The sequence below is a fragment of the Streptantibioticus silvisoli genome (assembly GCF_027947535.2).
Lineage (GTDB): Bacteria > Actinomycetota > Actinomycetes > Streptomycetales > Streptomycetaceae > Streptantibioticus_C > Streptantibioticus_C silvisoli.
This window is the reverse complement of record NZ_JAAGKO020000041.1, coordinates 50973-74741: the sequence shown is the minus strand read 5'-3', so window position 1 is coordinate 74741 and position 23769 is coordinate 50973. Positions and strand designations below refer to the sequence as shown.

The window sequence follows — 23769 nt, the reverse complement described above, 5'->3', positions numbered from 1 at the left end:
CGCCATGGGCGAAACGAACGGCGGCCACGACGAGGGCCGGCTGTGGACGGTTGACGAGCATCTGACGGACATCCTGCGGCAGTTGACGCCCCTGGAGCCCATCGACGTCCCCCTGCTCGACGCGCAGGGCTGCGTACTGGCCGAGGACGTCACGGTCCCCGTCGCCCTGCCGCCGTTCGACAACAGCTCGATGGACGGCTACGCGGTCCGGGTCGCCGACCTCGCCGGCGTCCGCGACGGCTCACCGCGGGTGCTCGACGTCATCGGCGACATCGCGGCCGGCGACGCCACGCTGCCCACCGTGCACCCCGGCCAGGCCGCCCGCATCATGACCGGCGCCCCGCTGCCGCCCGGCGCCGACGCCGTGGTGCCCGTCGAGTGGACCGACGCCGGCCGCGGCGGGGGCCCGGCCACCACCATGCGCGCGCACAGCGCCGACCCGTCCGGCGCCACCGGCCAGGTCCGCGTCCACCGGTCCGCCACCGCCGGCGCCCACGTCCGGCCGCGCGGCAGCGACGTGGCCGCCGGCGAACTCGCCCTCGGCAGCGGAACGCTCGTCGGCCCGCCGCAGATCTCGCTGCTCGCCGCCATCGGCCGCGCCCGCGTCCGGGTCCGGCCGCGCCCGCGCGTCGTGGTGATCTCCACCGGCTCCGAACTCGTGCCGCCCGGCGAACCCCTCACCCCCGGCAGCATCCACGACTCCAACAGCTTCGCCCTCACCGCCGCCGCCCGCGACGCCGGCGCCCTGGCCTACCGCGCCGACACCGTCACCGACGACGCGGAGGCCCTGCGCGACGCCATCGAGGACCACCTCGGCCGCGCCGACGTCCTGGTCACCAGCGGCGGCGTCAGCGTCGGCGCGTACGACGTCGTCAAGGAGGCGCTGTCGGGCGGCCCGTTCGGCGGAGCGGGGGCGTTCGGGGCGGCGGGGGCGTTCGGGGCGGTGGATTCCTTCGGGGCGGCGGGGTCTTCCGGGGCGGTGGGGTCTTCCGGGACGGCGGGGTCTTCCGGGGCGGCGGGGTCCGGCGACGGTGGTGGGGCCGACGGCGGTGCCGGCTCCGGCGACGGCAAGGGTGGCTCCGGCGACCGCGACCGCGGCGGGTCCGGCGACAGCGGCGGAGCGGCGGGGGCCGGCGGAGCCTCCTCCTCCGGCGGCGGTGCGGCCGCCTCCGGCAGCGGTGGTTCGGGGGTCGACTTCCGGCGGCTGGCGATGCAGCCGGGCAAACCGCAGGGGTTCGGCCTGCTCGGCCCGGCCCGGGTGCCGCTGCTGGCGCTGCCCGGCAACCCGGTCAGCTCCTACGTCTCCTTCGAGTTGTTCGTCCGCCCGGTCGTGCGCACCCTGATGGGGATGACCCCGGTGCACCGGCCCGTCGTCCGCGCCCGGTGCGTCGAGGCGGTCACCCGCTCACCGCTCGGCCGGCGCCAGTTCCTGCGCGCCCGCCACCACGGCGACGGCACGGTCACCCCGGTCGGCGGCGCCGGGTCCCACCTGGTGAAGGCACTCGCCCACGCCAACGCCCTCATCGTCGTCCCGGAGGAGACCACCGACGTCGCCGCGGGCACGGACGTCGACGTGGTCCTGCTCACCTGACCACGCTCCGCTGCCGGTACGGTGGCCACCGCACAGACTCGTACGGGAGAGGCATGACCACCCCCCAGGACCACTTCACCCACCTCGACGACACCGGCGCGGCCCGGATGGTCGACGTCAGCGGCAAGGACGTCACCGCCCGCACGGCCACCGCCACCGGCCGGGTGCTGGTGTCGCCCGAGGTCGTCGCGCTGCTGCGTGGCGGGGGCGTACCGAAGGGCGACGCGCTGGCCACCGCCCGGATCGCCGGGATCATGGCCGCCAAACGCACCCCCGACCTGGTGCCGCTGTGCCACCCGCTGGCCATTTCCGGCGTCACCGTCGACCTCGCGGTCACCGACGCGGCCGTCGCGATCACCGCCACCGTACGGACCACCGACCGCACCGGCGTCGAGATGGAGGCGCTCACCGCGGTGTCCGTCGCCGCCCTGACCGTCATCGACATGGTCAAGGCCGTCGACAAGGCGGCCACCATCACCGACGTCCGCGTCGAGACCAAGTCCGGCGGCAGGTCCGGCGACTGGCGGCGGCCGTGACGGCGCCCGGCACCGGCACGGCCGGACCCGCCCCGGCGCCCGCCTACCGCGCGCTGGCCGTCACCGCCTCCAACCGCGCCGCCGCCGGCGTCTACCACGACCGCGGCGGGCCGCTGATCACCGAGGCGCTCACCGCCCTCGGCTTCACCACCGACGGGCCGCTCGTCGTACCGGACGGCGACCCGGTGGAGCACGCGCTGCGCGACGCGGTCGCCGCCGGGTACGACGTGGTGGTCACCACCGGCGGCACCGGGCTGACGCCCACCGACCGCACCCCGGAGGCCACCCGCCGGGTCCTCGACACCGAGATCCCCGGCATCGCCGAGGCGATCCGCGCCGCCGGACGCGACAAGGTCCCCACCGCCGTGCTGTCGCGTGGCCTCGCCGGGCTCGCCGGGCGGACCCTGGTGGTGAACCTCCCCGGTTCCACCGGCGGGGTCCGCGACGGCCTGGCCGTCCTCGCCCCGCTCCTCGTCCACGCCGTCGACCAGATCAGGGGCGGCGACCACCCATCGTCCGGGAGATCGAGCTGAACGGTTCCTGGCCCGCCGAGCCGGCGGACGGCGACGTCCGCCTCCGCCCGATAAGGATGCGCGACCAACGGGTGTGGCGTGAGGTCAACCGCCGCAACCGCGACTGGCTGCGGCCCTGGGAGGCCACCATGCCGCCGGCGCCCCCCGGCCACCTGGTGCAGCGTCCCACCTACCGCCAGATGGTGCGCCACCTGCGTGCCGAGGCGCACGCCGGACGCATGCTGCCGTTCGTCGTGGAGTACCGCGGCCAGCTCGTCGGCCAGTTGACCGTCGCCGGCATCACCTGGGGCTCGATGTGCTCCGGCCACGTCGGCTACTGGGTCGACCAGGCGGTGGCCGGCCGCGGCGTGATGCCCACCGCCGTCGCCCTCGCCGTCGACCACTGCTTCCGCGAGGTGGGACTGCACCGCGTCGAGGTGTGCATCCGCCCGGAGAACAAACCCAGCCGCCGCGTCGTGGAGAAACTCGGATTCCGCGAGGAGGGTCTGCGCCCGCGCTACCTCCATATCGACGGTGCCTGGCGCGACCACCTGGTCTTCGCCCTCACCTCCGACGAGGTCCCCGAAGGACTGCTGGCCCGGTGGAACGCGCTGCGGGCCGGTTCCACCCCAAGAATAAAATAAGTGTTCGAATTTCAGGATGAAATAGCCGCAATTCGCTCGCGGACAACTCGACAATCACAAAAAAAGTTCGGTCTGGCGGGCAGATCGTGCGACACACCGCGTCCAATTGCTGTGGGGCCGACCGCGCGGCCCCTACGGTGTTGGGCGTGAGCAGCAGCGGCCTCATCTACGCAGTCATCGTCGGGGCCTGGGCTGCCTATCTGGTGCCGATGTGGCTCCGCAGGCAGGACGAGCTCAACGAGGCGCGCCCCACGGAGCGCTTCTCCACCGCCATCCGACTGCTGTCCGGTCGCGGCGCGATGGAGCGCCGGTACGCCGCCAAGCGCGGCGGCGACCTCGACACCTCCGCCGACCTCGACATCGACGCGTTCCACGACGCGGACGACCTCGACCCCGACCCGGCCCCCGACCACCGCGACCGCGCGCACCCGCCGGTCGTCCGCCAGTCCCACGGGACGCCGCACGCGGGGTCTCATGGGGTGGGGGCTCATGGTGGCGGGGTTCACGGAGCCGGGGTGCACGGCGCGGCGGCTCACGGTGCCGGGGTTCATGGCGCGGCGCACGCGTCGGCGCACGTCCAGGCGCACGCGGCGGCCGACCGCACCGGCAGCCTGGCCCGCGCCAAGGTCCTCGCCCGGCGCCGGCGCAGCACCACCGTGCTGTTCCTCGCCTTCACCGCGGGTGCCATCGGTGCGGCCGTCGGCGGCCTGGGCTACCTGTGGGCGCCGGCCGCGCCCGGGGTGCTGCTCACCTTGTACATCGCGCACCTGCGCCGTGCGGAACGGCACCGGTTCGAGTTCACCATGGACCAGCGCCGCGCCGCCGAGGCCGCCCGCCGGCTCCGGGACCGCCCGCACGCCCCGCGCCCGTCCGCCCAGACCGCGGACCGCCGCGCGCTCGTCGAGCAGACCGACCACGCCGAGTGGATCGACCAGCAGCAACTGCCGCCCGACGACGGCTGGGACTCCGCCCCGGTGCCGATGCCGACCTACGTCACCGCCCCGGTCGCGCCGCGCACCCACGGCCACCCGGACCTCGCCGGCGCCGACTCCTGGTCCGCCGCCCGCTCCACCCCCGCCGCACCCGATCCCACCCCCGACGCCCGCCGCCGCACCCCCCTCTTCGACCAGTACGCCCCGCCCTCCTTCCCGGCCCCCGACCCCCTCGACCGCCCCCGCGCGGCCAACGAATGACGATTCACGCCGCCCCCGCCGGGGATGCTAGAGTTTCACTCGTTGCAAGGGCCTGTAGCGCAGTCCGGTAGCGCACCTCGTTCGCATCGAGGGGGTCAGGGGTTCGAATCCCCTCAGGTCCACCGCAGCTCGAAGCCCCCGCAGGTCACACCCTGCGGGGGCTTCGTCGTGCCGTACAGCAGCGATGTACAGCAACAGCAATCGGGACGACTCCGGGAGGCTGAAGACCACTACCTACGAGGTACGTGGAGCCAGGTGCTTGCCGAGCTTCCGCAACGCCCGCCGGGTCGCCTCGGACGGTACGTGCGTGTAGACCTCCATCGTGACCGCGATCTTGCTGTGCCGGAGGATCTGCATGGCGATGCGCGGATGGACGTCGAGCGCCGCCAGGAGCGAGCCGCACGTGTGCCGGGTGTCGTGCAGGCGAATCGATCGCACAGCCGCCTTCGCCGACCGGTCGGTGAACGAGCGGTTGAAGTTCCGCGGCTCGATCGGCGTCCCGTAGCGCGTGGTGAAGACGAAGTCGGAGTCGGTCCCAGCTCACCGGCCGCGAGCTTCGCCATCTCCTGATCCTGCCTCCGGAGCCGCAGGGCCGCCACGCAGATCTGGGGCAGCGGCAGCGTCGCCGAGGAAGCTTCCGTCTTGGTCTCGTCGTGCACAAGTTGCCGGCGGATGCGTTGCAACTGGAGCGCCACGGTCACTTCCCCGGCGTCAAGGTCCACGTTCTTCCACGTCAGGCCAAGGAGTTCACCTCGGCGGAATCCGAGCACCAGGATCAGCACGTAGGCCGGATAGAGCGGGTCGTGAGCAGCCCGCGCGGCTTCGAGGAACTGGCTGGCCTCTTCGACCGACCATGGGTGGCGCTTCGTCTTGCGGGCGGATCGCACCTTGACCAGGGCTGCGACGTTCTTTGGGATCAGTTCCTCGGTCATGGCGTTGGTCAGGGCCGACCGCAGCACAGCACGCGCGTCCTGGACTGTCCGAGGGGAGGCGAGCTGTTTGCAGCAGGCTCCGGCCGCACAGCAGCGGGGCCTGTCCCGCTTCGCGTCCTTGCCCTGCGCGCAGCACTGGCAATGGGTGAGCAGGGTGTTCACCCAGGTGCGGACATCCCGCACGGTGAGCTTGTCGAACCGCTCCGCCCCCAGGCCGGGGATGATGTACAGCCGGACGTGCATGGCGCGACTCGTACAGCGCGACCGCGTCCGCCTTGAACTGCGGCGGGTAGTTCTTCATGATCATGAGATGTCCGTTCTCAGATCCTCAGGATCCAGTGTCTCGCGTATCCAACATCAGGGGGCAAGGCGCCTGTGGGTCGACGACGGCGGCTACGGGATCCTGCGCGAGTGCATGACCAACGCGTTCGGCGCCACCACCCACACTGAAGTCGCCCGCCCCGACTTCACCGCCGTCGCCGAGTCCTTCGGCAACCCGGCCACCCTGTCGTCCCCCGCCACCCTCCAGGCCGACCTCGCGCAGTCCCTCGCCGCCCCCGGCCCTTCCGTCGTCATCCTCCCGGCGGTTCTGAAGCTCTTCGCCCCGACTCGCCTCTGAGCGCAGCCGACCAAGATCTCCCGAACCCTCCCGCCGGGCCGCCCCGGACGGTATGTTCCGGTCCGCGAGGGCGGCACGCACCGCAGGCCAGGTGCCAATCGCCGGGCCGATGTCAGAGGCCGCGACTACGCTGGGCGCGGAGAGGAGGACGGTGTGCTGCTGAGATTCCGCGTGGCGAACGTGCGGTCCCTGCGCGACGAACAGGAACTGTCCTTCATCGCGCCCGGGGGTGAGGGCGTGAGCGGGGGCGACGGGTCGGCGAACCTGGTGGAGCTGGCGGGCGGCGGAACCGTGGCCGTCTTCCCGCTCCTCGCCGTCTTCGGTGCGAACGCCTCCGGCAAGTCGAACGTGCTCAGCGCCCTCGGCGACATGCGGCACGCGGTGCTCAACTCCTACGCCCGCTGGGCGTCCTACGAGGGTGTCCCCCGCCACGTCTTCGCGCTGAACCCGAAGAGCGAGGACGAACCGTCCTTCTTCGAGGTCGACATCGTCATCGACTCCGTCCGCTGGACGTACGGCTTCGAGCTCGGCTTCGACCGGGTCGAGTCCGAGTGGCTGCACAGCTACCCGCGCGGCCGCCGCCAGGAGTGGCTGGACCGCGACGCGTCAAGGACCGAGGTCTACAAGTGGCCGGGCGGCCGGGTCCGCGACCGGTCCCAACTCGTGCGCCGCACCCGGTCGAACGCCCTGCTGCTCTCCACGGCAGGCACGGACAACCATCCGCAGCTCTCCCCGCTCTTCCACTGGTTCCGACGCAATCTGTGGTCGATCGACCCGGAGGCCGAACGCCCTCAGCGCGAGGCGTTCACCACCCGGGAGCTCGCCGGGGACCGCGCCCAGCGGATCCAGGAGCTGCTCAGGGTCGCGGACCTCGGCATCACCGGGGCCTCCGTCGTGCAGGAGGGCCCGGGGAAGAGCTCGGTGAAACTGACCCACCGGTCGGCGGGCGGGGACGTGGCCTTCGACTGGTCGGAGGAGTCCTACGGCACCCGCTCCTGGTTCGCCCTCCTCGGCCCGCTGCTGCTGGCCCTCGACGAGGGCGCGGTGCTGCTCATCGACGAGCTCGACGCCAGCCTGCACTCCCGGTTCGCCGCCGAGGTCGTGCGGCTCTTCCACGACCCCCTCGCGAATCCCAGGGGTGCGCAGCTCGTCTTCACCTCCCACGACGCGACGATGCTGACCACCCCCAGCGGGGGGCGGCTGCTGGAGCCCGGGCAGGTGTGGCTGACGCAGAAGGACAAGAACGGGGCGACCGAGCTCTACCCGCTGACGGACGCGGAACCGGGCGAGGAGGAGGACCTCACCCAGTCCTACCTCGCGGGGGCGTTCGGCGGCGTTCCGTCCCTGCTCGAGGGGCAGATCGCGCGGCGGCTGGCGACGGCGCGGGAGACCGGGGCGTACGAAGGGGCGGGACAGGGCTGATGGCGCGGCCGCAGCGGGGAAACGACGCGTTGGAACGGTCCTCGAGGGGGGCAAGACAGCGGAGGCGGGTGGTCTTCGTTTTCACCGAGGGCGAGGTGACCGAACCCTCGTACCTCGACATCATCACCGAGGTGGGGGTACTGAAGAACCCGGCCGCCAAGGTCGAGCTGCGCATCGCCAACCGGAAGAAGAAGGGCGACCGTAAGCCGATCGACCTCGTCGAGATGGCGGCGGACTTTCTGCGCGAGAAGACCCGCGAAGCCAAGCGCGCGAAGCTAAAGGGTGCCGCCGCCCAACCGCAGGTCTGGTGCCTCTTCGACCACGACAACCACCCGCGTGTCCCCGAGGCGATGAAACTGGCTAAGGAGGCCGGTGTCCACGTTGCCTTCTCGCATCCGTGCTTCGAGGTGTGGCGGCTTGCCCACTACAAAGCGGTCACCGGTTTGTTCGACGGGGTGTGCGATCTCGCGGCCGACCGACTGCCCTTCCAGCGTGGCAGTGAGGACGCCGCCAATCCGAAGCTCGTCCTTCCCGGCCAGGTTCTCGGCAGGTTCGCGCAGGCCCGAGACAACGCGCGACGCATGAACGACCAGCACGGTGACCATGTACCCAAGTTCGACCGCGACCCGTACACGGACATGCACACCTTCGTCGAGGACGTACTCGGCATCGCCTCCTACTGACATCCCCGGCAGACCGGCCCCCGCTGATTTCAGGATGGGGTGGAACGGCCATAGGGTCGGACCGTCATCTCAGGTCGTAGGGAGTCGTACGTGGCCAAGCTCACGCTCGCCCAGTTGGAGCGGCACCTGTTCGCCGCAGCCGACATCCTCCGGGGGACGATGGACGCCTCCGAGTACAAGGACTACATCTTCGGGCTGCTCTTCCTGAAGCGCGCCAACGACGAGTTCGAGGCGGCCCGGGAGCGGATCGGGGAGCAGGCGAGGAGGGACTGGGGCTTCGACGGCGAAGAGCTCGACGCCTTCCTGGAGCAAGAGGCCCCCTACCGCGAACGCGACGTGCTGTTCGTGCCCGAGAAGGCCAGGTGGCACAAGCTCTCGGCCGTCAGGCACAACATCAACGAGAGCGTGCTGCGCCCCGCCCTGCAACTGCTCGAAGGGCAGAACGAGAAGCTGAGGGGTCTCTTCGACCACCTGGACTTCAACCGCATCGGCGGCTCCGGCGCCGCCGCGGGCACGGCCACGCTGGCCGACAAGCGCCTGGAACTTCTCATCGCGCACTTCGGCCGGGTCCGGCTGCGCACGGATGACTTCGAGTTCCCCGACCTGATCGGCGCCGCTTACGAGTACCTGATCAAGGAGTTCGCCGACTCGGCCGGCCGCAAGGGCGGCGAGTTCTACACCCCGCGCGCGGTGGTGCGCATGATGGTCGAACTCCTCGCTCCCACCCAGGGTATGCGGATCTACGACCCGTGCGTGGGCTCGGGCGGCATGCTCATCCACGCCGCGGAGTACGTAGAAGAGCACGGCGGAGACACCTCCGACATGTTCTTCGCCGGCCAGGATGCCAACAGCGGCTCCTGGATCATGTCCACGATGAACATGGTCCTGCACGGCGTACGCCGCTTCGACTTGACCACCGGCGACACCCTGACAAGGCCGACCCATGTCCCGACCTCGGACGCGGACCGCTTCGACGGGGTGCTCAGCAACCCGCCGTTCTCAATGGACTACACGGCCACGGATTTGGCGCACAGGACCGAGCGGACCTCCTACGGCCTGACCAGCGAGCGCGGCAAGGCCGACCTGATGTTCCTTCAGCACATGCTCTGGGAGACCAGGAAGGAGGGGCGCGGCGGCATGGTCATCACCGTCATGCCCCACGGCGTGCTGTTCCGGGGCAGCGGCGAGCAGCAGATCCGTACGAAGCTGCTGGACGAGGACGCCGTGGAGGCGGTCATCGGCCTCGCCCCGAACCTCTTCTACGGCACCGGCATCCCGGCCTGCATCCTGGTGCTGCGCCCGCCGGGCTGCAAGGACCGGGACAGGAGGGAGGACGAGCCGGAGCGCGCGGGGAAGGTCCTGTTCATCAACGCGGACCGCGAGTTCCACGCCGAGCGGGCGCAGAACGTGCTACTGCCCGAGCACGCCGAGAAGATCACGACCACGTTCCGGACATTCGCGGAGGTGCCCGGCTTCTCGCGCGTCGTGACCCGCGAGGAGCTCGCCGAGAACGGCGACAACCTTAACATCCGCCGCTACGTGGACAACACGCCGCCACCCGAGCCGCAGGATGTCAAGGCGCACCTGGTCGGCGGGGTGCCGCGCGCGGAGATCGAGGCGAAGAGCGAACTGCTCGACGCGTGCGGGATCGAGGCGGACGACCTGTTCGCGGAGCGCTCGCCCGCAGACGCCGACTACCTGGACTTCCGGCCGGCCGACGCCCGCCCCGACCTGGGCGCGCTCGCCTGGCCGCGCGAAGAGGAGCTGCGGGCCGCGTTCGCCGAGTGGTGGGCGGCGGAGGCGAAGCACCTGGAAGCGGTGGGCGCGACACCGGAACTGCTCGCCGCGTCCACGGCCTCCGAGCGCAAGGCCGCGCTGATGCGGGCGCGCGGCTCGCTGATGGACTCCTTCGTCGACCGGCTCACCCAGGTCGGCCTCCTCGACCGGTACGCGCTCGCGGGCGCGGTCGCCGGGTGGTGGCACGAGGCCAAATATGACCTGCTCGCCCTGTCGGAGAACGGGTTCACGGGCGTGATCGACGGCTGGGTGGAGAACGTCGAGACCCTGCTGGCCCCCGAACAGGACCCCCGCACAAAGAAGGAGCGCAAGCGGACCGCCGCGGAGCGGCGTCAGGCGTACGACCACAAGCTCGTCGCCGCAATCGCCCCTGACTTCCTGACGGAGCTGAAGGAAGCGGACGCGCGCAAGGCGGACCTCGACGCGAAGTGGAAGGAACTAAACGAGCGGTTGCCGAAGGAGCCGGCGGCAGGGGGTGGCTCGGCAAGTTCGGCCGACGCCGACGCCGACGGCGGCGAGGAGCCTGACACCGACGTCGAGGAAATCACCCTCTCGGTGGAGGAGCTGGCGGAGCTGTTGGCGGAGATCGCCGTCGTGAAGAAGGACCGCGCGAAGGCGGGCGCGGTAGTCAAGCGCCTGGAAGCGGACTTCTGGTTCCCCTACCCGAGCGACCCTCCCACCCTGGGCGAGGAGCCGCCCCGCCTGTTCCGTGCGCGCGCGGCGCTGGATGCGGCCGAGGAGCGTCGAGTCGTCCTCGCCATCCTCCGCGACGCCCTCAAGTCGAAGCTGAACGGCCACGTGGTCCGCTCGCAGCGGGAGTTGACGACGTCCTACGAGACGTGGGAGCGCAAGTACGCGGTCTCGCTGGCCGAGATCCGCGAGGGCCGCGAGCGGGCGACGGCGAAGCTGGACGGGTTCCTGGAGGAGCTGGGTTATGTCGGTTGACTGGCCCGTTCGACGCCTGATCGACGTGGTAAGCCTGCCGGTGGGGCAAGTCAGCCCTCTTGACGAGCCGTATCGTGGCCAGATTCTGCTCGCGCCGGACCACATCTCAGCCGGGACGGGCGAAATCCTCAAGCGGGAGACAGCTGAGTCGCAGGGCGCGGTGAGCGGAAAGTACGTTGTTCGCCCGGGGGATGTTGTTTTCAGTAAGATTCGCCCTGCGTTGCGAAAGGTGGTTCTCGCCGACTTCGAGGGAATCTGTTCGGCGGATACTTACCCGCTGAAACCGGGAGCAGACGTAGTCGGAGAATTCGTGAAGGCCGTTCTCCTGGGGGAGTCCTTCTCGCGTTACGTGGAAAATCTGTCGGGGCGCACCGGTATCCCGAAAGTGAACCGAGCGGACTTGGCGGGCTTTTCGTTCCCGGTTCCGCCCCTCCCTGAGCAGCAGCGGATCGTCGACGTGCTCCAAAGCGTCGCGAAGCTGGAACGCGGCATCGAGGCGTCGATCGCCAAGTTGCGCAGCGTGCGGGCCGGGATGGTGTTGTCCCTTGTGCGGGCTACGCCAGATGCCACGGCCGGAGAGCATGGAATGAGGCTAGGTCGGCTGCTTCTGCGGATCGAGGGAGGACGCAGTCCAGATCTCGCCGAGATTCCTGCCTCAGCGGGCGGCTGGGGAGTTCTCAAAGTCAGCGCCGTGCATCGTGAAGGGTTTCGCCCCTGGGAAAACAAGGCCATCCCGGCGACACTGGCAAACTCGAGGTACGAGGTGCACGCCGGGGATTTGCTGTTCTCCCGGGCTAATACTCCTGAACTTGTCGGTTCAGCCTGCATTGCTGCTGCGGCTCCGTATCGACTGATGCTCTCAGACAAGACGCTGCGCTTGGTTGTAGATCCGCGCGTCGTCGATGCGAGATATGTCAATATCTGTTTGGCCGCTCCTGGCGTGCGCAGTCAGATCAACAGTAGTTCTTCCGGCAGTAGCATGTCGATGCAGAATATTAGCCAGCGGGCAGTGGAAAATTTGGTAATTCCCCGAGCAGGACTATCTGAGCAGATTAAGCACGTCGATCAAATTTCGTCCATCGATGCGTTGATCGCGGAGAATAATGCGGAGTCCGCTAAACTGCGAAAGATTAAACGTGGTCTGATTGATGATCTGCTGTCCGGGCGGGTTTCCGTTTCGAACGTTGAGGCGTAGTGCGACCCCAGCCAGGAGGGGAAGGCGTCGGACCGCAGGGCTGTGACGAAGGTGGACCAGCTCGTCGAGGGGAATACGACCGTTGGGCAGCGCGGGGTCTTGGAGTCACTGATGGGGACGCCCGACGGGAAGGCGTCCAGTACCTCCACGCAGCTGCCGCTCTCAGTGTTGCTGTATGAGGACTTGCGCCAGCCTTCCCATGCGGAGCTGTCCGGAACGCTGCGCTAAGCCATGGCGTTCGTAGTCCTCCGCTGTCGTCCGGAGAAGGGCGACTGGCTCGGTCGGTGACAGTGCGTCGCTCAGCGCAAGACCGTAGATGGCCTGGAGCCGGGTGACCACAGATGGAGAGTCGTGGAGCCTGCCCACCGTACAACTCCGCTTCCTGGGCGACCGGATGACCGAGGCCCTGCGGGACGTCGTCCGGATTGCCCACAGCAGGGGCGCTCGCCTTCCGGCTCCGGAGCGGGAAGAGAAGGAGGTCGGGGACCCCCGCGAAGGCGCCGCCGAGCGCTGACCGGAGCAAGTCTCCGTGCGGACGTACCACCACAATCAGGTGCGTCCGCACCCCTGTTCACCGCTCTCTCTCCCGGGCTCCTGGCGCGCCCTCATCCCGCCGCGCAGAATGGATCTCCAGGGGACGTACGGGGAGAGGCGCGGGTTCGTGGTGATGCAGGTGGAGCGGGACGAAGTGGAGCGGCCGCTGGTCGCGCAGCTCAAGGCGATGGGGTGGACGCACCGGCCGGGCCGCGAGATCGGCACCCTCGACGTCGACACGCCCCTGCTCGCCGACCTGCTCGCCCCGGCCCTGCGCCGGATCAACACCGGGGCCCTGGACGGCGTGCCCTGGATGGGCGCGAGCGACGTTGACCGCGCCATCTCGGCACTCGCCCGTGTGCCGCTCGGCGAGGGGATCGTCAAGGCCAACCTGACGGCCACCGGGCTGCTGCTCAGCGGACTCGTGCTGAGCAAGCCCTCCGCCGGGCACGGCGGGGCATCGGCCACGGTGCAGTACATCGAGTGGCACCCCGACCGGCTCGGTCTCAACGACTTCACCGTGGTCGACCAGCTCCGGGTCAGGAACCGCGCGGGCAAGGACTCCGTCCTCGACGTCGTCCTCTTCGTGAACGGCATCCCGCTCGTCGCCGTCGAGTGCAAGAGTCCCGACCTCGCCGAGCCCGTCCGCGAGGCTGTTCTCGACCTTCGGCACTACGCGGGCAACCCGGTCTGGGAGGAACGAGCGCGGGCCCGTCCGGGGGAGGGCCACACCCGGCCCGCTGGCGTACCCGAGCTCTTCCGCACCGTGCAGCTGCTCGTCGCGGCGACCGGTGAGACCGCCCACCTGGGGACGGTCACCTCCGGCCCCGAGCACTTCCACCCCTGGCGCAGTGTCGAGCCCGAGGACGGCGGCACCCTGCGGCGTGAACTCCTCACGGCGGGGCTCGTGCCGGACGCCGACGGGTCCGCGCCGACCGCACTCGGCGAGCAACATAAGCTGGTGGGGGTGGTGCTGCGCCCCGCGGCGCTGCTCAACATCGTGCGGCACTACGTGATCGAGCTGCCCGTCGAGACCGAATCCGGCGCCACGCTGACCGTCAAGGCCGTCGCCCGCCACCAGCAGTACCGGGCCGCCGAGAAGGCCGTACGGCGGCTGCTCGACGGGCGGGCCCGGAGCGGGCCGACGACCGAGGACGAGCGCGGCGGCGTTATCTGGCACACGCAGGGCTCCGGCAAGAGCCTGACCATGGCCTTCCTCGTCCGGCGGGTCCACGCGCACCTGAGGCTGAGCGAGTTCACCGTCGTGGTCGTCACCGACCGCACCCAGTTGCAGACGCAGCTCACCGAGGCGCTGGACACGAGCGGGTCCGAGGTCGTGACGGCCGACACCCGCACCGAACTGGAGGGCCTGCTGCGGGCGGGCGGCCGGCGGGTCGTCTTCGGGATGATCCAGAAGTACGCGGCCGGGCTCACCTTCTCCGGCGACGCCGAGCAGGACGAGGACGGCCGCGACCTGGCGGAGGAGTACGCGGAGGCCGAGCGGACCCGCGCCGGCATACGCGCCGAGGTGGCGCCGCCCGTGCCGAACTTCCCCGAGTGCAACACGTCTCCCGCCATCCTCGTCCTGGTCGATGAGGCACACCGCTCGCACACCAGCGTGCTGCACGCCGCTCTGCGCAAGGCAATTCCGAACGCCGCGAAGATCGGATTCACCGGAACGCCCATCACCACCGGGCGGGAGGAGGACACCCGCCGGATCTTCGGGCGCGGTGACTCCCCGCGCGGCTTCCTGGACGAGTACCGGATGGAGGACGCCGAGCACGACGCGGTCGTCGTCCGCATCCGCTACGAGGGGCGCACCGGGGAGGGCGAGGTCAAGGACGGGGCGGGCCTCGACCGCCGGTTCGACGACCTGGTCCGCGACCGCACGCCGGAGGAGAAGGCCGCGCTGCTGAAGCGGTGGCCCACCGGAAGCGACGTCGCCGAGTCCGAACCGATGATCGCGGCCAAGGCTGAGGACATGCTGGAGCACTGGGTGACCACCGTGCTGCCCGGCGGCTTCAAGGCGCAGGTCGCGGCCGTCAGCCGGAAGGCCGCTATGGAGTACCACCACGCTCTGCGGGCGGCCCGCGACCGACTGCTGGAGGAACTGGAGGGCTACGACCCCGAGTCGGTCGTCGGCACTCCGCCCGAGAGGCTGGAGGGCCGACTGCGCTATCTCCACCAGGCCCACCAGTTCCGCGCCCTGCTGCGCCGGATCGACTTCGTGCCCGTCATCTCGCCGGGCACCGGCAGCAAGCACGGCCAGTGGGCGGAGTGGACCGACTTCAGGCGGCAGGAGGCGTACATCGCGCGCTTCCAAAAGGCGTTCCCCCTGCTGCCCCCCGATTCGGTGTGGGCCCCGGCGACGGCGGTGACTCCGCAGGCCCCGATCTCCGAAGCGGAGGCCGCCGACCGGACCGCGGACCATCCCTGGTCCCAAGCCGTCACAGAGCCCCCTGCGTCCCGGCGCGGGACCGTGCCCGACCCGGTGCACCCCGACAGCCCCATCGCGATGCTGATCGTGAAGTCGATGCTGCTCACCGGCTTCGATGCTCCCCGAGAGCAGGTCCTCTACCTGGACCGCCCGATCCGCGACGCCGAGCTGCTCCAGGCTGTCGCCCGCGTCAACAGGCCCCACCCGGGCAAGGAGATCGGCTACGTCGTCGACTACTACGGCGTCTTCGGCCATCTGAACAAGGCGCTGGCCGGATACCGAGAGGCCGACCAGCACGACACGATGCGCAGCATGTCGGTGGAGATCGAAGGTCTCGAACCCGCTGCCGCCGCCGTGCGCGGCCTCCTCCGGGACCTCGGTGTCACGGACGCCGACCTGACCGACCCGGTGCGGCTGCGTGCCGCCCTGGACCGGTTCGAGGACGAGGACACCCGGCTCGCGTTCGACACAGCACTGCACGACTTCCTGGACACGATGGAACGCGTACTGCCGCACGAGGCTGCCCTTGACTACGTGAACGACGCCCGACACTGGGGGCTGCTCCAGAAGCGCGTGCGCCGCCTGTTCCGGGACGCCGAGGGCGGCACGTTCACCCTCCGCAGGTACGGCCGGAAGGTTCGGGCCATGATCGCGGAGCATCTGGAGGGGCCGGAGATCGAGGAGGCGATCCCGCCCGTCTGGATCACCGCGGACGGCTTCGACGACGCGGTGCGCGGCCTGCCGCCCCGCGAGGCGGCGGCCGAGATGGGGCACGCGCTGCGGTTCCACCTGGAGGAGCGGGTCAGGCGGGAGGACCCGGAGAAGTACCAGCGCCTGTCGGAACGCCTTGAGGAGATCCTGCGGACGACTCCCGACCGGTTCGAGGAGCAGGCCGAGAAGTTTGCACGTTTGATCGAGGAGGCCAGGCAGGAGCACGAGGAGGACCCGGAGGTCGCCGGCCTCAGCCCGCTGGAGCAGAGGACCTACCGCCTGCTGGTCCAGCTCATGGCGGACAGCAGTGAGGTCAGGAACACCGGGGACGACATCCGCCCGCTCGTCGGTCAGCTGTGCGACGTGGCGGCCGAGACGATGGTGAAGGTGTCCTACCAGGGGCAGAGCCAGGACCTGGCCACCTTGGCCGGGGTCATCCAGGGAAGGCTGCTGGCCGGCGGGCTCCGGCCCGCGGGCAAGGACTGGGGTCCGCTGAAGGCGATGGCCGAGCGACTCGCCTCCTTCGCGAACGACAACCGCCGCCAGTTCCTGGGCAGGGCGAGAGGAGAATAGGCGGGTGACCGCACCCGCTGAGAAGCACGCTGACAGCAGCTGGGACACCCTGGCAAACGTCTCCCTCCCAGGGGGTGCGTTGATCGACGTCGACGGGTTCTCACTGCGGGTCCGCGCCCATCCCCGGCGCAAGCGGTTCGCGCTGACCGTGGAGCCCGACGCCACCCTGACCCTGCACACTCCGCCGGACCGCACGGCGGAGGAAGCCGAGGACTTCGTCCGGGCCCACCGCCGATGGCTGGTGACCAAACTCGGCGAGCGGGAGCGAACCAGGTCCCTGCACCCGGCCAAGCACCTGGCCGACGGCGAGGTGTTCCGCTACCTGGGCAGGACCTACCGACTGGCGATTTCCGACGGCTCCTTCGAGGACAGCCGGGTGCGGCTGGTGGCCGGGCGGCTCGTGATGGCCGAGTACCTCGCCGAGCATCCGCCGGCGGGGCGGGCGGCCCTCGTCGACTGGTACGCCCGGGTCGGCCGCGCCTGGGCCGTCAACCGGTTCCAGCCATGGGCGGCTCGCATGGCGGTGGCCGAACCGGAGCTGGAGGTGCGCGACCTCCACGACCGCTGGGGGTCGTACCGGCCGGATGCGCGCCGGGGCGGGCCGGGGCTGATGGCCTTGGGCTGGCCGCTCTTCCAGCTGCCCATGCACCTGGTCGACTACGTGATCGCGCACGAACTCGCACACGTCCGGGTTCCGGACCACGGGGACGCCTTCTGGCGGCTCCTGGGCCTTGCCCTACCCGAGTACGCGGCCCGGCGGGCCGAGCTCGACGAGGTGGGGCGGCGGATGTGGATGGGAGACCTGCGCTGAAGGGGCTTTCTTCCTTGGCGTCACAGCTGGTCGACACGGAGGGCGAAGCCCGTCGAACCGGCGGGGCCGGAGAGGATCCACCAGCGGTCGGACGTCCACGCGGGGCCCCAGCCGAGGGCGAGCTGGTCCGGGCCGCCGAAGTCGCCGCCGGCGATGATCCGGGCCGGGCGCTCGCGGGCCGGAACGGGCTTTCCCGTGTGGCGTGCCGGCCCCAGCGCGTCGACGCGGTGCCGCCGGGTGGGCTCGGGGCCCGCGGGGCAGGACGGCGACGCCTTTGAGGTCGCTGGCGGACAGGGCGTCGGCGACCGGGCCGTGCAGGGCGAGCAGTTGGTCGGCGCCGTCGCGCCGTCCAGGTCCGCGGCGGCCAGGCCGCCGAGCCCCCGCTGCCGCCACCGTCCGCGTCCGCGGCGTGGCGGACGGGCTGGGCGCGCCGGTCACGTAGGCGATGGGGGCGGGGTCGACCTTGTCGTTGCGGCTCCAGGAGTCCCCGCCGGCGAGGTCGTCCGTGCCGTCGCCGTCGAAGTCCCCGACGACGACGCTGTTGCCCGGCTGGAGCAGTTCGCAACACTCGTTTGACCTGCGCTGCAGCCACCCAAGACACCTCACACCACATGCTTCGCCGTCGTTGGCATCAGGTGGGACGGGTTAGGTCTGCGGCCTGTTGCCCTCGGACGTTCCCTGGCGGCTCGGCCGGCACGCTGCGGCGTTCGGTGCCTGGCACGTTCGCCTGGTGGGACAAGCGGTGATGTTCTCCTGCTGCCCCTTGGGCATGGTGCGTTTCGGGCTGCCTGCGGACTCCTTTGCGCCGGGCCGGCGGCGCTTGGCTTTCCCCGGGCTCGGCGCCAAAGGCGTTGCCGTGCACCGGCGTTCGGCGCAGCACCCGTTTTCCGCACCCCCGGAGGACCCCCCACCCCCGGAGGGGACCTCACCCCCCGGCCGATCCACCCCCGCCGCCCGCTAGTTGCCGCAGTGTCCAGCCGTGGCCGGTGGGGTCCAGGGGCTGGGTGGCGTGGGTGAGGAGTTCGGCGGCGCGGCGGTAGGAGAGGCGGCCGCGGGAGGAGCGGAAGACGGGGCCCCTGACGTGGCCGAGGGTGAGCAGCGGCAGGAGGCGGGCGGTGCCGGGGCCCCAGCGCACCGGGGGAGTGCGGTGGGTGCGGAGCCGGCGGGCGGCCAGGTCCAGGTGGTCTACGTCGAGCGCCAGCACGCGCGCGATCGGCGCCCCGGACTCGAACAGCAGGTGCCACAGGGCCTGTTCACGCAACGGCGCGTCGAGCGCCAGGACGGCGGCGGCCTGGTCCGCGCTGAGTCGGGCGGCCGGCGCGACGGGCAGCGGACGCAGACCGCCGGTGGGATCACCGGCCAGCCAGCCGCGTTCCCGCCACCAGGCGACCGCGCTGCCCAGCGCCGACGCCTCACGGTTGGCGGTGCGGGCGCCGACCACCGCGGACCGGGCGGCGAACGCCTCCCGCAACCGGGCCGGCGCGTCCGCCGCGTCCAGCCGGGCCAGCGGCAGCGCGGGGGGAACCGCGTTGCGCCGCGCGTCACCGGCCGGCGCCGCCCGGTCCACCAGCGCCCACGCCCAGGTGGCCAGCGCGATCCGGTACACCCGCCGCGACCCGTCCCCGAGCCCCGCGCCGGCCAGGTAACGGTCCACGGCCACCGCGTACTCCACCGGCGGCGCGCCCCCGCTCCCGGCCGCCCCTCCGCCCCGCCCGCCGCTGCCGGGCGCGTCGCTCATGAGCCCGCGCCCTTCCGCTCCGGCCCGCTCATGCCCGTACCCCCTCCTGCTGAGGTCGGCGTCCTGATCGCACAACCGCAGTAAACGACTGGCGGAACACCGTCCTGGACATTCTAAGTTGACACAGGCTGACTCAACTAATTTCGTGGACAGCTCTGGCGTGGCGGTTCTGTCGCCCAGCACGCTGCGCGTATGTCCTCCGCCTCGCGTCTCGCGGTGCTGCGCCTGCGTGCGTTCCGCCGCTTCTTCATCGGCTATTGCGCCTCCCTGCTCGGCTCCTCGATGGCCTCGATCGCGGTGACGTTCGCCGTGCTGCGCGGGGGCGGCGGGGGAACGGAGCTGGGGTGGGTGATGGCGGCGCGCATCCTGCCGCTGGTGGCGATGCTGCTGGTGGGCGGGGTGGTGGGGGACCGGCTGGGCAGTCGGCGGGTGATGATCACCGCCGACGTCGCGCGGGTCGTGACGCAGGCCGGGCTCGCGGTGGCGCTGGCCGAACGGGCCACCGGGCTGGGGGTGTTGCTGCCGCTGGTGGTGATGTGGGGTGCGGCGGAGGCATTGTTCACCCCGGCGCTGACCGCGCTGGTGCCGGCCATCTCCGACGACGCGACGCTCAACGAGGCCAACGCCCTGCTGGGGATGGCCCGTTCGACCGCCGCGATCGCCGGTCCCGTGCTGGCCGGGGCGGTGATCACGGCGGCCGGCCCCGCACCGGTTCTGGTGCTGGACGCGGCCAGTTACGCGGTGAGCGCGTTCGCCCTGTTCGGACTGCCGCCCGTGGAGGCGCCGTTGCGGCCTGCGACGTCGTTTCTGACCCAACTGCGCGAGGGCTGGGGGGAGTTCGGCTCGCGGACCTGGCTGTGGGTGACGACGGCCTGCTTCAGCCTGTTCAACCTGCTGGTGTGGGCGCCGTTCCTCGTGCTGGGGCCGGTGGAGGCGCAGGCGCGGCTGGGCGGTTCCTCGGCGTACGGGCTGATGATGGCGGCCTACGGCGCCGGTGCGGTGATCGGCGGCGCGTTGCTGCTGGGGCGGCGGCCCCGGCGCCCGCTGCTGGTGGCGACGGCCGCCGGGACGGGGTGGGCGCTGCCGTCGTCGGCGCTGGCGTGCGGCCTCCCCCTGGCCGGGGTGTGCGCCGCCACGCTGCTGGCCGGGGTCGGGTCGGCGGTGTGCGGATCGCTCTACGGAACGGTGACGCAACGTCAGATTCCGCCCGGCGCACGGGCCCGGGTCGGCGCGTACACCTCGTTCGGCTCCTACGTGCTCGGCCCGATCGGCCTGGCCGCGGCCGGCCCGCTGGCGTCACTGTCCGGCGCCCGCCACGTCCTGGCGTTCGGCGCCGCCTGGCAACTGGCCTCCACCGCGGTCGTGTTGCTGCTTCCCGCGGTGCGTTCCGTCTCCGGGGAGGTGCCTTCTGTCTCCGGTGAGGTGCTCTCCGGTGAGGTCTCCTCCGTTTCCGGGGAGGTGTCCTCCGGCGAGGTGCCTACCGGGGAGGTGCTCTCCGGTGCGGCCCCCTCCGGCGAGGCGCCGGAGGCCGGTCCGGGGGCGGTCGCCGAGCCTGCCCCGTGACGCCCTGCGCCTGCGCGACGGAACGCGGTGGAACGCGCGGCCTGCTGAGTGCGGACCGCTGAGCGCGGACGCTTGAGCGCGGACCGCTGGGCCGGCGGCGACGGCAGGATCGCGCCCACCTGGGAGGTCCGGCAGGACGACGCCGGCGCCGCGTACCGCACCGGCGGCCGGCGTCGGGGCCGACGGGCTCACGCCGGGCGGGACGCGCCGACGAACGGCATCTCGTTCACCGGTGCCAGGCGGACCTCGGCACCGGGATGGGGTGCGTGGATGATCTGGCCGTGGCCGACGTAGATCGCCACGTGGCTGACGCCGGCGTAGTAGAACACCAGGTCGCCGGGCCGCAGTTGGGACCGGTCGACCCGGGAGCCGGCGTTGATCTGGCTGTAGGTGGTCCGGGGCAGCGTGACGCCGGCGGCGGCCCACGCGGCCTGCGTGAGGCCGGAGCAGTCGTAGGCGGACGGGCCGGTGGCGCCCCAGGCGTAGGGCTTGCCGAGTTGCGCGTAGGCGAACGCGACGGCCGCCGCGGCCCGCGCGCTCGGCGCGCCGGAGGGCGGCGGCGCGAGCGGGGGATACGCGGCGGAGGCGGGGGAGGCGGCGTCGGGGGCGGGCGCGCCGGGGTCGGCGGCCACGATGGCGGCCCGCTGCCGCGCGCCGACCAGGCCCAGCAGCCGTTCGGCCTCGCCGAGCCGGCCGTCAACGGCCTTCTTGTCGGCGTCCAGTTGCTTCTCGGTGGCGTTGATCGCCGACAACTGCTGCGCCGCCCGGTCCCTGGCCTCGCGCTGCACGGCCTCCTGGGCGCTCAGCTTGCGCACCGACGCGGCCTCGGCGGCGTTGGCCCGCGCCAGCATCTCGGCGCGTTCCAGGTACTGGCCGGGGCCGGCGGTCAGGAGCAGTTGCAGCGTGGGGTCCTCGCCGCCGGTGCGGTACCGCTCGGCGGCCAGCCAGCCGAGCTGGTCGCGGGAGGCGTTCGTCTGCTGGGTCCGGCGTGCCAACTGGTCCTGGAGAACGCCGAGCCGGCCGCGCATCCGGTCCGCCTTCGCCTGGGCGCCGTCGTACTTCTGGGTGGCCGCCTCGGCCTGCTGGTACAGCTTGTCGACCCGCTGCCTGACCTGCTCGGGCGTGGGCCGCGCCGCCGCCTGTCCGGTCTCGGTGAAGCCGGTGGCCGACACCGCTCCGGCGACCGCGATGGTCACCGCCGTGCGCGCGGTGTTCGCCGACGCGGTGTTCCGCCGGCGTTTTCGGTGCGGCATCGAAGCCTTCGCCGAGGGTTTCGCGTGAGCTGCCACGGGTTCCACCGCTCCTCGTTACGTCACTGTCCGGCTGCCTGCGGGGGCGTTGCCCGCTCCCGCCGGAGTAGGACGCTAGCCCCGGCGCCCACCCCGCCATGCGCCGCCGACCAGGACTGGCGGTAATCGACCGACTCCTGAACGTGATTGAACGTACCGGCGCTCCCGTTGCGTGAACCGGGACCGGAGACGACCGTCGGCGATGGTGGGACGGGGCGTGCGGAGGTGAAACGGAGGCGGATCGCGGGCGCGGACGGAAGCGGGCCGGGGGCGCGGACGGAGGCGGGCCGGGGGTGCGGGCAAGGGCCGTGGGAAGGCTGGTTAGGCTCCGGGCATGGACGTGCTTCTTCATCTTTTCGTCGGCCTGCACATCATCGGTATCGCCGCGCTGCTCGGCGGCGTGCTGACTCAGCTGCCGCCGCTGGCGAAGGCCGGCCAGCCGACGCGGATGGTCCCGGCCATGCTGTGGGGCGCGCTCACCATGCTGGTGACCGGCATCATCCTGGTCGGCATCACGCAGGCCCAGCACGTGCACCTGAGCCCGTTCAAGATCGGTCTGAAGGTGGCGATCCTGGTGGTCGTCCTCGGACTGGTCTACGTCAAGCGTGACGACGAGACGGTGGACCGCTCCCTGGTCACCGCCGTCGGAGCCCTCACCGCGGCGAACATCTTCATCGCCGTGCTGTGGACCTGACCGACGTCTGCGACGGACGGCGTCGGCCGCCGCGAGAGCCTGGTCCGCGCCGGGGTCCGACCCCTTCGGTGCCGTCGGCGCCGTCGGCCGATCCGAACTCCCGCCGTTCCCACGGACGTTGATCACCCACCGGCTTCGCCTCCCCGCCTGCGCCGCCCGAGGCGGGGCCGCGGTGAGAGACTTCCGTCATGGCTGACCTGATCGCATCGCGGCGAACCGTCCGGACCGCCCGGCCGGTGATGGACCTGGACGCGTCCGACGACCCCGGGCCGGGCGGTCCCGACGGCCGGCGTGCGGTGCCGGCCGGACTCGGCCCGGTACCGGTGGGCGGCACGCGGGCCGGCGGATCGTGACCGGCCGCCCGCACGTCCTGCTGTCGGCCGCCGTCAGCCTCGACGGTCACCTGGACGACACCGGACCGGACCGCCTGATGCTGTCCGGTCCCGAGGATTTCGAACGGGTCGACGCGCTGCGGGCGGACAGCGACGCCATCCTGGTCGGCGCCAACACCCTGCGCAGCGACGACTCCCGGCTCCTGGTCGCCTCCGCCGAACGGCGGGCCGAGCGCGTCCGCCGGGGTCTGCCCGAGCACCCGCTGAAGGTGACCGTGACCGCCTCCGGCGGCCTGGCGTCCCACCTGCGGCTCTGGCACAGCGGCGGCGACAAGCTGGTCTTCACCGTCGACGCCACCGCGGACGCGCTGCGCGACCGGCTCGGCGGGCTGGCGGAGGTGGTGAGCACCGGGCCGGTGATCGACTGGGGCGCGCTGCTGGACGAACTCGGCCGGCGCGGCGTGCGGCGGCTGATGGTGGAGGGCGGCCAGACCGTGCACACCCAGCTCGTCGCCGGCGACCTGGCCGACGAGATCCAACTGGCCGTCGCCCCGGTGCTGGTCGGCGACGCCGCCGCGCCGCGTTTCCTGGGCACCGCGGAGTATCCCGGCGGCCCCGCCTCCCGCATGCGCCTGCTGGGCGCGGACGTCGTCGGCGACGTCGTCCTGCTCCGCCTGGCACCGAAGGACCGCGAACCGGAGGACGCCGCACCGGAGGATGTCCTCCGGACGGGGGACGCGGGGGGCGTTCCTCCGGAGGATGCCGCGCCGGGGGGTGCTGCGCCGGGGGGCGTTCCGTCGGAGGGTGCCGCACCGGAGGGCTCCGCATCGGGGGATGCCGCACCGGAGGACACCGCATCGGGGGATGCCGCCCCGGATGACCCCTCCCCGGAAGACGACGCGCCGACGGACGGGCCTCCGGAAGGCAGCCGCCCGCGCTGAGCCCCGCCAGCCGCCAGCCCCACGCCCGACACCGCCCCACGCCCGACACCGCCCCACCCCCCGACACCGCCCCGCCC

The 23769-nt window shown here is 71.8% G+C and carries 18 protein-coding genes, 1 tRNA gene and 2 pseudogenes; 17 read left to right on the top strand and 4 right to left on the bottom strand.

Features of this window, described 5'->3' with window-relative positions:
- Positions 1-4 precede the first annotated feature (4 nt).
- The 6 genes from POF43_RS24675 (at position 5) to POF43_RS24650 (ending at position 4598) form a co-directional block, all read left to right on the top strand.
- Positions 5-1591 carry a molybdopterin molybdotransferase MoeA gene (locus POF43_RS24675; RefSeq protein ID WP_282704759.1) on the top strand — a complete coding sequence of 529 codons (1587 nt, stop codon included), beginning with the start codon at positions 5-7 and terminating at the stop codon, positions 1589-1591.
- Positions 1592-1644: 53 nt separating this feature from the next.
- Positions 1645-2127, top strand: a complete 483-nt coding sequence (gene moaC / locus POF43_RS24670) for a cyclic pyranopterin monophosphate synthase MoaC (protein ID WP_271325483.1) — start codon at positions 1645-1647, stop codon at positions 2125-2127.
- The gene (locus tag POF43_RS24665; protein ID WP_271325482.1) at positions 2124-2660 is read left to right on the top strand and encodes a MogA/MoaB family molybdenum cofactor biosynthesis protein; all 537 of its coding nucleotides are present in this window, start codon (positions 2124-2126) and stop codon (positions 2658-2660) included. The genes moaC and POF43_RS24665 overlap by 4 nt, the downstream gene beginning before the upstream one ends.
- Complete coding sequence (locus tag POF43_RS24660; protein ID WP_271318234.1) at positions 2657-3283, top strand: GNAT family N-acetyltransferase; 627 nt, start codon at positions 2657-2659, stop codon at positions 3281-3283. The genes POF43_RS24665 and POF43_RS24660 overlap by 4 nt, the downstream gene beginning before the upstream one ends.
- 146 nt (positions 3284-3429) lie before the next feature.
- The gene (gene sepX / locus POF43_RS24655; RefSeq protein ID WP_282704758.1) at positions 3430-4476 is read left to right on the top strand and encodes a divisome protein SepX/GlpR; all 1047 of its coding nucleotides are present in this window, start codon (positions 3430-3432) and stop codon (positions 4474-4476) included.
- Between the two features lie 48 nt (positions 4477-4524).
- Positions 4525-4598: transfer RNA gene (locus POF43_RS24650), tRNA-Ala, on the top strand.
- 112 nt (positions 4599-4710) lie between these two features.
- On the opposite strand, the gene POF43_RS24645 is transcribed toward POF43_RS24650, so the two are convergent.
- Positions 4711-4968, bottom strand: coding sequence for a tyrosine-type recombinase/integrase (locus POF43_RS24645; RefSeq protein ID WP_271325954.1), 258 nt, complete (start codon positions 4966-4968; stop codon positions 4711-4713).
- Between the two features lie 813 nt (positions 4969-5781).
- On the opposite strand from POF43_RS24645, the pseudogene POF43_RS24640 reads away from it, so the two are divergent.
- From POF43_RS24640 to POF43_RS24620, 5 genes and pseudogenes are all read left to right on the top strand, one after another.
- A pseudogene (locus tag POF43_RS24640) lies at positions 5782-6027 on the top strand (thiamine pyrophosphate-dependent enzyme); the annotation flags it as partial.
- Between the two features lie 153 nt (positions 6028-6180).
- Positions 6181-7449, top strand: coding sequence for an AAA family ATPase (locus tag POF43_RS24635; protein ID WP_271323623.1), 1269 nt, complete (start codon positions 6181-6183; stop codon positions 7447-7449).
- 68 nt (positions 7450-7517) lie between these two features.
- Positions 7518-8132, top strand: coding sequence for an RloB family protein (locus POF43_RS24630; RefSeq protein ID WP_271323622.1), 615 nt, complete (start codon positions 7518-7520; stop codon positions 8130-8132).
- A gap of 90 nt (positions 8133-8222) precedes the next feature.
- A complete protein-coding gene (locus POF43_RS24625) occupies positions 8223-10874 on the top strand; it encodes a type I restriction-modification system subunit M (protein WP_271323621.1) in 2652 nt (883 codons plus the stop codon).
- Positions 10864-12069, top strand: coding sequence for a restriction endonuclease subunit S (locus POF43_RS24620; RefSeq protein WP_271323620.1), 1206 nt, complete (start codon positions 10864-10866; stop codon positions 12067-12069). The genes POF43_RS24625 and POF43_RS24620 overlap by 11 nt, the downstream gene beginning before the upstream one ends.
- A gap of 44 nt (positions 12070-12113) precedes the next feature.
- On the opposite strand, the pseudogene POF43_RS34975 reads toward POF43_RS24620, so the two are convergent.
- Positions 12114-12251, bottom strand: a pseudogene (locus POF43_RS34975) (DUF397 domain-containing protein); the annotation flags it as partial.
- 485 nt (positions 12252-12736) lie between these two features.
- Between POF43_RS34975 and POF43_RS24610 the strand changes: the two are divergent.
- Both POF43_RS24610 and POF43_RS24605 read left to right on the top strand, forming a co-directional pair.
- On the top strand, positions 12737-16324 hold the full coding sequence (locus POF43_RS24610) for a type I restriction endonuclease subunit R (RefSeq protein ID WP_271323624.1): 3588 nt from the start codon (positions 12737-12739) through the stop codon (positions 16322-16324).
- 4 nt (positions 16325-16328) lie between these two features.
- Positions 16329-17135, top strand: coding sequence for a M48 family metallopeptidase (locus POF43_RS24605; protein ID WP_271323619.1), 807 nt, complete (start codon positions 16329-16331; stop codon positions 17133-17135).
- A 925-nt stretch (positions 17136-18060) separates the two neighbouring features.
- Here the strand turns inward: POF43_RS24605 and POF43_RS24600 are convergent.
- The gene (locus tag POF43_RS24600; protein ID WP_282704757.1) at positions 18061-18873 is read right to left on the bottom strand and encodes a site-specific integrase; all 813 of its coding nucleotides are present in this window, start codon (positions 18871-18873) and stop codon (positions 18061-18063) included.
- Between the two features lie 192 nt (positions 18874-19065).
- Between POF43_RS24600 and POF43_RS24595 the strand changes: the two genes are divergently transcribed.
- Entirely contained in the window at positions 19066-20436 is a 1371-nt protein-coding gene (locus POF43_RS24595) for an MFS transporter (RefSeq protein ID WP_282704756.1), read from the top strand.
- Positions 20437-20624: 188 nt separating this feature from the next.
- Here the strand turns inward: POF43_RS24595 and POF43_RS24590 are convergent, their stop codons facing one another.
- Positions 20625-21608, bottom strand: coding sequence for a C40 family peptidase (locus tag POF43_RS24590; RefSeq protein ID WP_282704755.1), 984 nt, complete (start codon positions 21606-21608; stop codon positions 20625-20627).
- Between the two features lie 451 nt (positions 21609-22059).
- Between POF43_RS24590 and POF43_RS24585 the strand changes: the two genes are divergently transcribed.
- From POF43_RS24585 to POF43_RS24575, 3 genes are all read left to right on the top strand, one after another.
- Positions 22060-22419, top strand: a complete 360-nt coding sequence (locus POF43_RS24585; protein WP_271318347.1) for a hypothetical protein — start codon at positions 22060-22062, stop codon at positions 22417-22419.
- 188 nt (positions 22420-22607) lie between these two features.
- Entirely contained in the window at positions 22608-22772 is a 165-nt protein-coding gene (locus POF43_RS24580) for a hypothetical protein (protein WP_271325882.1), read from the top strand.
- The gene (locus POF43_RS24575; protein ID WP_271325883.1) at positions 22769-23692 is read left to right on the top strand and encodes a RibD family protein; all 924 of its coding nucleotides are present in this window, start codon (positions 22769-22771) and stop codon (positions 23690-23692) included. The genes POF43_RS24580 and POF43_RS24575 overlap by 4 nt, the downstream gene beginning before the upstream one ends.
- Positions 23693-23769: the final 77 nt, after the last annotated feature.

Bases quoted from the DNA above. Each gene is read 5' to 3' on its own strand.
- moaC (WP_271325483.1), top strand. From the start codon at position 1,645: ATGACCACCCCCCAGGACCACTTCACCCACCTCGACGACACCGGCGCG.
- POF43_RS24600 (WP_282704757.1), bottom strand. From the start codon at position 18,873: ATGAGCGACGCGCCCGGCAGCGGCGGGCGGGGCGGAGGGGCGGCCGGG.
- POF43_RS24610 (WP_271323624.1), top strand. From the start codon at position 12,737: ATGCAGGTGGAGCGGGACGAAGTGGAGCGGCCGCTGGTCGCGCAGCTC.
- POF43_RS24580 (WP_271325882.1), top strand. From the start codon at position 22,608: ATGGCTGACCTGATCGCATCGCGGCGAACCGTCCGGACCGCCCGGCCG.
- POF43_RS24675 (WP_282704759.1), top strand. From the start codon at position 5: ATGGGCGAAACGAACGGCGGCCACGACGAGGGCCGGCTGTGGACGGTT.
- POF43_RS24585 (WP_271318347.1), top strand. From the start codon at position 22,060: ATGGACGTGCTTCTTCATCTTTTCGTCGGCCTGCACATCATCGGTATC.
- POF43_RS24595 (WP_282704756.1), top strand. From the start codon at position 19,066: ATGTCCTCCGCCTCGCGTCTCGCGGTGCTGCGCCTGCGTGCGTTCCGC.
- POF43_RS24620 (WP_271323620.1), top strand. From the start codon at position 10,864: ATGTCGGTTGACTGGCCCGTTCGACGCCTGATCGACGTGGTAAGCCTG.